The following is a 12107-nucleotide window of genomic DNA, read 5'->3' on the forward strand; positions in this document are numbered from 1 at the left end:
TACGTTAACGTAAACCCGTGACGAATGGCTGTCAATCGCCCTTTACGTTAACGTCAACTTGAGCGAGAGTAGAGCCAGTTCAAGATAGAGCGCGGTCCTGCCCTGTGGGAGCGACCTGTGGTGAGGGGGCTTGCTGTGGAGAGGGGGCTTGCCACAGGCAAGCCCCTCATCTCAGTAGGCTCTCTAACCAGGGTTGCTCCAACAGGTGTCCGCCGGTAGCCCATTAATAAAGACAATAGGGGTCGTCATGGATCAACTCACTGCAAGCCCGCAACGCAGCTATACCCGCGGTTCCCAGGACAAAGCCTTGCTGGCGATGACCATAGGCCAGGCGTTCGACAACACGGTCGCGCAGTACCCGGACGGGGAAGCGCTGGTAGTGCGCCATCAACAGCTGCGCTACACCTGGCGGCAACTGGCGGAAGCGGCAGATTTGCATGCCAGGGCGTTGCTGGCCCTGGGGTTGCAGGCCGGTGACCGTCTCGGCATCTGGGCTCCGAACTGTGCCCAGTGGTGCATTACGCAGATCGCCACGGCGAAAATCGGGGTGATCCTGGTCAACATCAATCCCGCCTACCGCAGCTCCGAACTCGAGTACGTCCTCAAGCAATCCGGTTGTCAGTGGCTGGTCTGCGCCGGTGCGTTCAAAACCTCGGACTATCATGCGATGCTGCAAGGCCTGGTACCGGAACTGGCCGGGCAATCCATCGGCAAACTGCACAGCGAGCGTCTGCCGGACCTGCGCGGGGTCATCAGCCTGGATGCGCAACCACCGTCGGGCTTCCTGCCTTGGTCGCAGCTTGCCGATCTGGCCGGCAGCGTATCCCTGGAGCAATTGCACGAACGCCAGGCCAGCCTGCACTTCGATCAGCCCGTGAACATCCAGTACACCTCCGGTACCACCGGGTTCCCCAAGGGCGCGACCCTGAGTCACTACAACATTCTCAACAACGGTTACATGGTCGGCGAAAGCCTTGGCCTGACCGCCGCTGATCGCCTGGTGATCCCGGTGCCGCTGTATCACTGCTTCGGCATGGTCATGGGCAACCTCGGTTGCATCACCCATGGCAGCACCATGATTTATCCCAATGACGCCTTCGATCCGCTGCTGACCCTGAGCACCGTCGCCGAAGAAAAGGCCACTGCGTTATATGGCGTTCCGACCATGTTCATCGCCATGCTCGACCAGCCACAGCGCGCCGGGATTGATCTGTCGACTCTGCGGACCGGGATCATGGCGGGCGCGACGTGCCCCATCGAAGTGATGCGCCGGGTCATCAGCGAAATGCACATGAACGAAGTGCAGATCGCCTACGGCATGACGGAAACCAGTCCGGTGTCGTTGCAGACCGGTCCTGCGGACGAACTGGAACTGCGCGTGACCACGGTCGGCCGGACTCAGCCGCAACTGGAAAGCAAGATCATCGACGAGGCGGGCAAGCTGGTCCCCCGTGGCACCATCGGTGAGCTGTGCACCCGCGGTTACAGCGTGATGCTCGGCTACTGGAACAACCCCGAAGGTACCGCGCTAGCGATCGATCAGGCCGGCTGGATGCACACCGGCGATCTGGCGAGCATGAACGACGAGGGTTACGTGTGCATTGCCGGGCGGAACAAAGACATGATCATCCGTGGCGGTGAAAACGTTTATCCGCGCGAGCTCGAAGAATTCTTTTTTACCCACCCGGCCGTGGCCGACGTGCAGGTGATTGGTATTCCATGTTCGCGTTACGGCGAGGAGATCGTCGCCTGGATCAAGTTCCACCCCGGCCACAGCGCTACCGAGCAGGAGCTGCAGGCCTGGTGCAAGGAGCGCATCGCGCACTTCAAGACGCCGCGTTACTTCAAGTTCGTCGATGAGTTTCCGATGACCGTGACCGGCAAGATCCAGAAGTTCCGCATGCGCGAGATCAGCATCGCGCAGCTCAACGCGAAGCTGTAGGAGCCGGCTTGCTGGCGATGCAGGCGCAGCAGTCCATCAGACAGATCGCGTCATCGTTCATCGTTCATCGTTCATCGCCAGCAAGTCAGCTCCTACGGATCAAGAATTTCAAATCGCAGACAGCACAAAGGGGAGCCGAAGCTCCCCTTTAATTTGTCGTTGCGCGTGCTCTTTTTTTATTATTGAGGGTTGGTCTGTTGTTGTTTTTGGTGACCGTGACCCTTTACCGCTGTTTTTTGGCGATCCCCATTCAGGATCAAGAGCAAACGTATTTTTTTGAGCGCTGATCTGCTTTTTCGCTTAGCGATCCAACCGATTCGGGAGCTACCTGAAGGTAGTTTTATTGTTCTCTGCCCGGTTGCGGGTTGCTCCGAAAAGCACCCTGAAAAGCACACCTTCTCCAAAAAAATCTGTTAGCTGCGTCTCTGTCGTGTTGTTCTTGTTATGTCAGAGTCGTTACGTCTTATTTTTATTGGGTTTGCCGCAATTTTTTTGTTCTTGTTATGCCATAGAGATAGCAGGACCCGTGCCAACTTTTTAAAACCCTTTAAAATCAATGCTTTAGCATTTTGTGAGGGTTTTTGTTGCGGGCAAAACCTGAGAATTTGTTTCCGTGTTACTCGATTGCGCCCCACATTTATGTCCGTGCGGTAACACCCGGACACACTACCCACACTTATTGCGCGCTACGGGCCCGGGCCACACGGGAACCTGTAGGTCGGCCCAATACAGTGCAGATTTGCTGACCGGCGAGCACCAGGGCGTCCAGGTCAATGCCGGTTTCGATACCCAGGCCATTGAGCAGATACACCACGTCTTCGGTGGCGACGTTACCGCTGGCGCCCTTGGCGTATGGGCAACCACCGAGGCCGGCGATGGAACTGTCGAACACCGCGATACCTTCCAGCAGGCTGGCGTAGATGTTGGCTACCGCCTGGCCATAGGTGTCGTGGAAATGTCCGGCCAGTTTGTCCCGGGGTACCTCGGCGGTGACCGCGTCAAACATCTTGCGGGTGGCACCTGCGGTGCCGGTGCCGATGGTGTCACCCAGAGAGACTTCATAGCAGCCCATGGCATAGAGCTCGCGGGCCACCAGTGCTACCTGTTGCGGTGAAACATCGCCTTCATAGGGGCAGCCCAGCACGCAGGACACATAACCGCGCACACTCACCCCGTGTTGTCTGGCAGCGTCCATGATTGGCACGAAGCGCGCCAGGCTTTCGCTGATCGAGCAATTGATGTTGCGCTGGGAAAACGCTTCGGATGCTGCCGCAAACACCGCTACCTCCTTGACCCCGGCGGCGAGAGCGTCTTCAAAACCACGCAGGTTGGGCGCGAGCGCGCCGTACACCACTCCGGGTTTGCGCTGGATCTGCGCGAAGACTTCAGCGGAACCGGCCATCTGCGGCACCCACTTTGGGGACACGAAGCTGCCGACTTCTATATAGCCAAGCCCGGCGGCGGTCAGTGCGTCCACCAGTTGCACCTTATCGGTAACACTGATGGGTTGGGCTTCGTTTTGCAGGCCGTCGCGGGGACCGACTTCGACAATGCGTACGTGGGTGGGGAGGGACATGGGATTGGACCTGTGTGATTGTCTGAATACAGAGAGAACCTTGTAGGACCAAGCTTTTGTGGCGAGGGGGCTTGCCCCCGTTGGACTGCGCAGCAGTCCCATTTTCTGGGGCCGCTCCGCGACCCAACGGGGGCAAGCCCCCTCGCCACAAAGGCTCGCTCTCGCAGTGGGTCGTGCTGGCTTACTGGACCGCTTGCTGGTTTTCGATGGTTTGCTCCAGCGCCTGCACGCAGCGCTCTTGCGCAGTATCGAGTTCCAGTTTCATCTGTTCGATGTCCAGCAACTGCTGCTCAAGCTGCTCGCGGCGCTCGCTAATTTTCGCCAGCATGCTGTGCAGTTGCTTGGTGTTGCCGCTGGACGGGTCATAGAGCTCGATCAGCTCACGGCATTCGGCCAGCGAGAAGCCAATGCGCTTGCCCCGCAGGATCAGCTTCAGGCTGACCTTGTCGCGGGGCGAATAAATACGTTCCTGACCACGGCGTTCGGGGCTGAGCAAACCTTGCTCTTCATAAAAGCGAATGGCCCGGGTGGTGATGTCGAGCTCGCGGGCGAGGTCGGAAATACTGTAGGTCTGGCTGCTCATGGACGCGCTCGCAAAAGGTCATGGCGCTAAGCTAATGGCAGGTTGACGTTTACGTCAAGCGGCAGGTTTTTTTGCTGCTCTTGCTGGCCCCATCGCGAGCAGGCTCGCTCACACAATGGACATTCATTGAGCACACAATCTGTGTATTACAAGTATCCCTCTGGGAGCGAGTCTGCTCGCGATAGGAGCAACCCGGTATTTAGCCCTACACTTTCTCGAGCTTTTTCTCCTGCGCCGTCACCTGCTGGCACAACTCGATCATCTGCTCACGCATCCAGCGGTTGGCCGGGTCCTGATCGGTGCTTTCATGCCAGTAGAGGTGGGTTTCCACGGGCGGTACATCGTTGACCGGCAGATAAAAGGCATGCAGATCATTGCGGCGGGCAAACCGCTCCGGCACGGTCATGACCATGTCCGTTTGCTGCAACACCTGGGACGCCATCAGATAGTGTTGGGAACGCAGGGCGATCTTGCGCTGGATGCCCATCTTGCCCAGCGCCAGGTCGACATAGCCCAGGCCGCTGCGGCGACTGGAAATATGAACATGGGTCAGCCCCAGATAATCATCGAGGGTGAATTTCTCTTTGCCCGCCAGCGGGTGCCCCTTGCGCATGGCGCACACATAGCGGTCTTCCATCAACTTGACATGGCGCACCTGCGGATCGGTGTTGAGCGGTGCATCCACGGCGAAGTCGAGTCGACCAGCGGCCAGCTCCTTGGTGGTTTCCCGGCGCTTGGACAGGAAACTCTCGATGATCACCGTCGGCGCCAGGCGGCGCAGGCGCTGGAACAGCGGTGGCAGGATCACCGCTTCAGTGAGGTCGGTCATGCTGATGCGGTAGGTCTTGGCCGCCTGCAGCGGGTTGAAAATGCGGCTTTCCTGCACTGATACGCGCAGCAGCGAGAGCGCGTTGCGCACCGGGCCTATGATGTTCTGGGCCATGGGCGTGGGCACCATGCCTTGGGCGGTGCGCACGAACAACGGGTCGTTGAAGGTCTCGCGCAGGCGGGCCAGGGCGTTCGACACGGCCGGTTGGGTAATGCCGACAATCTGTCCGGCGCGGGTCAGGTTGGCTTCGGTGTAGATCGCGTCGAAGACGATGAAAAGGTTGAGGTCGACCTTGCTCAGATTCATTGCGCTGCGCTCTTGTTATCAAGGTTTCTTTACGTGACCCGAGGGCCTTGGCGATAAGCCGATCATATATCGGTGATGAATGTTTATACACGCTGAGAATAGGCTAGGTAAATTTTCATGGCTGTTCTAGCATCGATTGCATGATCTAAACAACCTCCCCCAAGAAGGTATCTTGCTCATGGATTTCGCTTATTCGCCCAAGGTTCAGGAACTGCGTGAGCGCGTGACTGCGTTCATGGACACCTACGTTTATCCGGCTGAAGCCGTGTTCGAGCGCCAGGTCGCAGAGGGTGATCGCTGGCAGCCGACTGCGATCATGGAAGAACTCAAACTCAAGGCCAAGGCAGAAGGCCTGTGGAATTTGTTTCTGCCTGAGTCCGAACTCGGCGCCGGCCTGAGCAACCTCGAATACGCGCCGTTGGCGGAAATCATGGGGCGCTCGCTGCTGGGACCTGAGCCGTTCAACTGTTCGGCTCCAGACACCGGCAACATGGAAGTGCTGGTGCGTTACGCCAACGAAGAACAGAAGCAACGCTGGCTCGAGCCACTGCTGCGTGGCGAGATCCGTTCGGCATTCGCCATGACCGAGCCTGACGTTGCGTCCTCTGACGCCACCAACATGGCCGCCCGCGCCGTGCGCGATGGCGACGAGTGGGTGATCAACGGCAAGAAATGGTGGACTTCCGGCGCCTGCGACCCGCGCTGCAAGATCATGATATTCATGGGCCTGAGCAATCCTGACGCGCCGCGCCATGCGCAGCACTCGATGATCCTCGTGCCGGTGGACACTCCCGGCGTGAAGATCGTGCGACCGCTGCCGGTGTTCGGCTACGACGATGCGCCGCATGGCCACGCCGAGGTGCTGTTCGAAAACGTCCGGGTGCCGTACGAAAACGTCCTGCTGGGCGAAGGACGCGGCTTCGAAATCGCCCAGGGCCGCCTTGGTCCGGGCCGGATTCACCACTGCATGCGCTCGGTCGGCATGGCCGAGCGTGCGCTGGAACTGATGTGCAAACGCTCGGTCAGCCGTACCGCATTCGGCAAGCCGCTGGCACGCCTGGGCGGTAACATCGACAAGATTGCCGACTCGCGCATGGAAATCGACATGGCTCGCCTGTTGACCTTGAAAGCGGCCTACATGATGGACACTGTCGGCAACAAAGTGGCCAAGAGCGAAATTGCGCAGATCAAGGTCGTAGCGCCAAACGTGGCACTGCGAGTGATCGACCGGGCGATCCAGATTCATGGCGGGGCAGGGGTTTCCAACGATTTCCCGCTGGCCTACATGTACGCCATGCAGCGCACCCTGCGTCTGGCCGACGGCCCGGACGAAGTGCATCGCGCAGCGATCGGCAAATTCGAGATCGGCAAATATGTGCCCAAAGAGATGATGCGTAGCGAGCATTGATCAACACAAGTTCTGTGCTGATCACCGGCTGTGGCGAGCGGGCTACCTTGTGGCGAGGGGGTTTGCCTGTGGCGAGGGGGCTACCTGTGGCGAGGGGGCTTGCCTGTGGCGAGGGGGCTTGCCCCCGATGGGTGGCGAAGCCACCCCCCCCATAACCACCAACGCGGTTTTACAAATAAACCGCGTGCTATGTTTTAAGGGCTGCTGCGCAACCCAGCGGGGGCAAGCCCCCTCGCCACAGAAAACCCTTTGCACAGGTAGTTTCTTGAGACAGCAAGCCCCCTTGCACAGAAAGCTCCTCGCCACAGCAGGTCCCTCGAGCCACATTTGGCAGTGTTCAGTACACCCAAACCTCAACCCGCCGATTCTTGATCCGCCCCTCATCCGCGCTGTTGGCCGCCACCGGCATCTCGGCGCCAAAGCCGCGAATCTCGCGCAATACCACACCGCTTTTCACCAGTTCCCGTCGCACCGCCATGGCCCGCAGTTTCGACAACAGATCAGCGCGCCCCGGATCGCTCTTGGCGTCTCCAAAGCCGACCAGTGTCACCTTTCGATCGGTTTTTTCGTGCTGCTTTATATAGTCGAGCACCCGTGACAGATCCTGTCGGGCCTTGTTGTCCAGGCTGGCGCTGCCTTCCTCGAAACGGAAATTCACCGACAGGCGCTGGGCGTGACGGCTCAGGGCCTGGTACCCCTCCGGCATCAACGCATTAGGGCTGACGGCCATGGCCTGGACCGTCTGCGCGATAAAACCGTTGGCGGCGACGATCGCCTGGCCTTTACCACTTTGGGCGAAGGCCGTCAGTGCCTGTGCCCAAGGATTTTTCCCTCTCGGCGGCAAGTAGAAAAACAGCCGGCGCGATAATGGGTAGTCTTCCGTGGCGATCAGATTGTTGAGCGCCAGCATGGCTTGCGATTGGCCGTCGGCAATTGCCACAGCCTTGGCCTGACGCACATAGGGCAGGCCAATAAAACCGATGCCTTGCGGATCGCTGCTGACCGCATCGGACAACTGTTCGCTGGACTCGAAGCGTGTTGCTGAGCTACTCAGGTTTTTTCCACGGCCACTGAGCACCAGTTCCTTGAAGGTGTCGTAGGTACCGGATTGATCATCGCGCGCATACAGATGAATGGTCCCGCCGCTGCCGCCGACTTCTTCCCAGGTTTTGGCTTCGCCATTGAAAATCCGCGCCAGTTGCACGATGTCCAGTTGCTGCAGCGGATTTTTCGGGTGGAGGATGATCGCCAGGCCGTCGATGGCGATGACCTGTTCGGCGCCAGGGCTTTTCAGATCACCAAGGGATTCCAGGTCGACCAGTTCGCTGTCCTTGATCGGGCGTGACGAGGCGGCGAGGTCGGCGTTGGCGGTTTTCAGGGCGATGAAGCCGGTGCTGGAACCGTGGGCGGCGACTTCCACCACTACTCGGCGACCCTGTGCGGTTTCGCCGACAATGCGCAGTTCGTTGTCGTTGTCTGCGGTTTCGCGGTGGATGTTGCGCAGGCCTTGTTCGTGCAGCAGTCCTTCGACCAGTGCCGGGCCCAGTGCGGCACCGATGGTGTTGGAACCCTGGATGCGCAGCACCGGCCCTTGATCGGGCACCGGCAAGTCACTGGCCGAGGCGTTTTGTGCCAAGCCAGCGCATAACGTCAACAGGAGCAACACGCGCAGCATCATGCCGGCACCTTTCAAAGTGGAAGGAAGTGCCGGGAGATTAAGTCAGTAAGGTTTCCGAAAAATGACACTTTTCGGTGATTGTCTTTTGTGGGAACGGGCTTGCTCGCGAAAGCGGTGTTTCAGTCGACTTTAATGCTGATTGACACACCGCATTCGCGAGCAAGCCCGCTCCCACAAGAGATTAATGCAGGCTTTAGGGATCAGCTCAACTCAAGCCAGATCGGCGCATGATCCGAAGGCTTTTCCATGCCGCGCAGTTCGTAGTCCACCCCTGCAGCCTTGACCCGTGGCAGCAAGCCGTGGGAGGCGAGGATCACGTCGATGCGCAGGCCACGCTTGGGCTGGTCTTCGAAGCCGCGACTGCGATAGTCGAACCAGCTGAACATGTCGGTCACATCCGGGTTCAGGTGGCGGAAGCTGTCGGTCAGGCCCCAGTTCTTCAGACGTGCCATCCACTCGCGCTCTTCCGGCAGGAAGCTGCATTTGCCGGTTTTCAACCAGCGCTTCATGTTGTCCGGACCGATGCCGATGTCGCAGTCTTCCGGAGATATATTCACATCCCCCATCACCACCAGCGGCTGGTCGTTCTTGAACTGGCTTTCCAGCAACTGCTGCAAGTCATTGTAGAAACGTTGCTTGGCCGGGAATTTGGTCGGATGGTCACGGCTTTCGCCCTGTGGGAAATAGCCGTTCATGATGGTGATCGGCACACCGTTGGCGTCGGCAAAGGTGCCCCAGATAAAGCGCCGCTGGGCGTCTTCTTCGTCGGTGGCAAAACCTTTGTGCAGCGCCAGCGGTTCCTGGCGCGAGAGCAGGGCGACGCCGTAGTGACCTTTCTGGCCATGGAAGTACACGTGATAACCCAGCGCCTGAACCTCGGCCAGCGGGAACTGTTCGTCGTGGACCTTGGTTTCCTGCAACCCGATCACATCGGGTTGATGCTTGTCGATCAGCGCCGCCAGCTGATGGGGACGGGCGCGCAGCCCGTTGATGTTGAAGGAGACGATCTTCATGGTCGGCAGTCCTGGCAAAAGGGCGATGCTAGCTGACATGGGAGAATGGGGCCAGTGTTGGGGGAGGGATTGCTGTTTATCCAGCAATACGTGTAGCGGCGGTGATGGCCTCTTCGCGAGCAAGCCCGCTCCCACATTTGATCTTCAGCGTTCACGCGATCAATGTGGGAGCGGGCTTGCTCGCGAAGAGGCCAGTGCAGCCAACCTATGGATTGACTGACTGATCTCTGAGTCTGGTCTATACCTTTGGGGGAACTGTGTTGCCACCCAAAGGCTCGTACCAATAAGAGTGCAGCCATTCGAGCTGCACCGGGGAGAACGACCGTCATGCCCGAAACCTCCACCGCCATCGCCGATATTCACATGCTCGACAGCGGCTATTCCCGCGAAGCCCGCTCGCTGCTGTACCAGGCCTATCGACACGAGCCAACCTTCAACTACCTGTTCGAAGCCGAGCGCCCGGGTTATGAGCAGCGGGTCCGCGCGACCATACGCGAACTGGTGACACAACACTTTCTCCAGGACCTGCCGGCCATCGGCCTGCTGGTTAACGACCGCCTGATTGGCATCGCGCTGATTGCGCCGCCGCAACGTCGCCTGGGTATCACTGAAAGCTGGGCCTGGCGCCTGCGCATGGTCTTGAGTACCGGTTTTCGTTGCACGCGTCGCTACCTGCAATATCACTCTGATGTTGCCGCCTGCTTGCCGAACGATTCGGTGCATGTCCTGCCGTTGCTGGGGGTTCATCCGCAATTTCAGGGCAAGCATTTTGGCGAACAGCTGCTGCAAGCCGTGCACAACTGGTGCGCGGTGGATGAAAACTCTCAGGGCGTGATTCTCGACACGGGTAATCCACGTTACCTGGAGTTCTATAAGCGTCAGGGTTACGAGGAAATCGGCGAGGTCGCAATAGGACCGATTCGCGAACACGTTTTTTTTCACCCTAATCCGCAGGTTTTACATTCGGCAACGGCATAAGCCGCGAACTTTTTTGGCGAGTCACGCTCTATCGCGCTCCCAAGCTCGTGATAGCATCCGCGCCTATGAAGTTTCCAGGAAGATTTTCCAGCAGCGTACTGATGTTGGTGACCAGTTGCGCGGCGCTGGCCCAAAGTGAACTGGACGTGCGTATCAAACCGTCCAATGACGAACTGAAGGCCAATATAGAAGGCTATATCGGCAACGTTGGCGATCGTGACGAAGAAGCCTTGCAGCGCTTCAGTCGTGGCGCCGAGGAGCAGGCGCGCAAGGCCGCACAGGCGCTGGGTTATTATCAGCCGCAAATCGACAGCGAAGTGAAGGGCGGCAAGACGCCACGCCTGGTGTTGAACATCGACCCCGGCGAGCCGGTGCATTTACGCAACGTCACCATACGCATTGACGGCCCCGCAGCCTCCCTCAAATCCTTTCGTGTACCCAGGAGCGATGCGCTCAAATCCGGTGCGGTGCTCAATCACGGCCACTACGAAGACGCCAAGCGGCTGATCCAGAACCAGGCTTCGCGCTATGGTTTTTTCAGTGGCTATTTCACCCGTTCAAAATTGTCGGTCGACCCCCGGGCCGGCGTCGCCGACATCGAACTGATCTACGACAGCGGCCCGCGTTACACCTTCGGCAATGTCAGTTTTGCCGGCGATACTCCGTTCGACGAAGAACTGCTGCAACGCATGGTGCCGTTCAAGGCCGGCACGCCGTATGACTCGGAGCTGATCGCCGAACTCAACCAGAACCTGCAATCGAGCGGTTATTTCGAAAGCGTACGGGTCGACGCCGCGCCGACCGCCTCGAAGAACGACGTGATTCCGGTGGAGGTCAACCTCGACACCCGCAAGCCCCGGACGATGGGCCTCGGCCTGGGTTTTTCCACTGACGTCGGTCCCAGGGTCAAGGCCAACTGGACCCGGCACTGGGTCAACCCGCAGGGGCACAGCTATGGCTGGGAAACCGAAGTCTCGGCACCCCGGCAGAACGTCGGGCTGTTCTACGACATTCCGCTCGATCCGCCGCTGACCGACAAACTGCGTTTTGCCGGTGGCTATCAGAATGCAGAAATCGCTGATACCGACACCCGCAGCAAACTGCTGACCATCGGTCCGGAGTGGCACAGCAAGTTACCCAGCGGCTGGCAGCGAGTGGTGTCGCTCAAGTGGCAGAACGAGGAGTACAAGCTAGGCGATGACGAGGGCGTCAGTACCCTGCTGATGCCCGGTGTCAGTTATTCGTACCTCAAAAGTGACAACCGCATCGACCCGCACAACGGCTATCGCCTGCAGTTCGAAAGCAAAATGGCCAAGGAAGGGCTGGGTTCCGATAACAACCTGCTGTACGGCACGGCCCTGGTCAAAGGCCTGACGACTGTCTTCGACAAGCATCGTTTCCTCGGCCGGGCCCAGATCGGCGGCAGTGCCACCAACGGCTACAAATCGATACCGCCGTCGCTGCGCTTCTTCGCCGGTGGCGATCAGAGCGTGCGCGGTTACGACTATCAGAGCCTGTCCCCGGAAAACTCCGACGGCGACCGCATCGGTGGCCGTTACATGGTCGCGGCCAGCGCCGAATATCAATATTCCGTCGCCGAAAAATGGCGGGTCGCGACCTTTGTCGACCAGGGTAACTCCTTCAATACACTTGAACTGCCAAGCCTGAAGACCGGCGTCGGTATCGGCGTGCGCTGGGTATCGCCGGTGGGGCCGATCCGCCTCGACCTGGCCCATGCACTGGACGACGACGGCGGCATTCGACTGCACTTTTCCATGGGGCCTGAGCTGTGAC

The 12107-nt window shown here is 59.0% G+C and carries 9 protein-coding genes; 4 read left to right on the forward strand and 5 right to left on the reverse strand.

Annotated elements, in window-relative coordinates; all coding sequences use genetic code 11:
- Positions 1-247: 247 nt before the first annotated feature.
- Positions 248-1942, forward strand: a complete 1695-nt coding sequence (locus ASE98_RS22525) for an AMP-binding protein (protein WP_060543520.1) — start codon at positions 248-250, stop codon at positions 1940-1942.
- Positions 1943-2618: 676 nt separating this feature from the next.
- On the opposite strand, the gene ASE98_RS22530 is transcribed toward ASE98_RS22525, so the two are convergent.
- The 3 genes from ASE98_RS22530 to ASE98_RS22540 form a co-directional block, all read right to left on the reverse strand.
- Positions 2619-3518, reverse strand: coding sequence for a hydroxymethylglutaryl-CoA lyase (locus ASE98_RS22530; RefSeq protein WP_060543521.1), 900 nt, complete (start codon positions 3516-3518; stop codon positions 2619-2621).
- Positions 3519-3699: 181 nt separating this feature from the next.
- On the reverse strand, positions 3700-4101 hold the full coding sequence (locus ASE98_RS22535) for a MerR family transcriptional regulator (RefSeq protein WP_060543522.1): 402 nt from the start codon (positions 4099-4101) through the stop codon (positions 3700-3702).
- 205 nt (positions 4102-4306) lie between these two features.
- Positions 4307-5236: a LysR family transcriptional regulator gene (locus tag ASE98_RS22540; RefSeq protein WP_060543523.1), complete on the reverse strand. Its 930-nt coding sequence runs from the start codon at positions 5234-5236 to the stop codon at positions 4307-4309.
- Positions 5237-5414: 178 nt separating this feature from the next.
- Here ASE98_RS22540 and ASE98_RS22545 point away from each other — a divergent pair, with 178 nt between their 5' ends.
- The gene (locus tag ASE98_RS22545) at positions 5415-6644 is read left to right on the forward strand and encodes an acyl-CoA dehydrogenase (protein ID WP_060543524.1); all 1230 of its coding nucleotides are present in this window, start codon (positions 5415-5417) and stop codon (positions 6642-6644) included.
- A 337-nt stretch (positions 6645-6981) separates the two neighbouring features.
- On the opposite strand, the gene ASE98_RS22550 is transcribed toward ASE98_RS22545, so the two are convergent.
- Together ASE98_RS22550 and xthA are read right to left on the reverse strand one after the other, a co-directional pair.
- Entirely contained in the window at positions 6982-8322 is a 1341-nt protein-coding gene (locus tag ASE98_RS22550) for a substrate-binding domain-containing protein (RefSeq protein ID WP_060543525.1), read from the reverse strand.
- A gap of 200 nt (positions 8323-8522) precedes the next feature.
- Positions 8523-9335: an exodeoxyribonuclease III gene (xthA, locus tag ASE98_RS22555; RefSeq protein ID WP_060543526.1), complete on the reverse strand. Its 813-nt coding sequence runs from the start codon at positions 9333-9335 to the stop codon at positions 8523-8525.
- Positions 9336-9662: 327 nt separating this feature from the next.
- Between xthA and ASE98_RS22560 the strand changes: the two genes are divergently transcribed.
- Positions 9663-10313 carry a GNAT family N-acetyltransferase gene (locus tag ASE98_RS22560; protein WP_060543527.1) on the forward strand — a complete coding sequence of 217 codons (651 nt, stop codon included), beginning with the start codon at positions 9663-9665 and terminating at the stop codon, positions 10311-10313.
- Positions 10314-10378: 65 nt separating this feature from the next.
- Complete coding sequence (locus tag ASE98_RS22565) at positions 10379-12106, forward strand: autotransporter assembly complex protein TamA (RefSeq protein WP_060543528.1); 1728 nt, start codon at positions 10379-10381, stop codon at positions 12104-12106.
- Position 12107: the final 1 nt, after the last annotated feature.

It is taken from the genome of Pseudomonas sp. Leaf48, assembly GCF_001421885.1.
In the GTDB taxonomy this organism is placed as follows: Bacteria; Pseudomonadota; Gammaproteobacteria; order Pseudomonadales; family Pseudomonadaceae; genus Aquipseudomonas.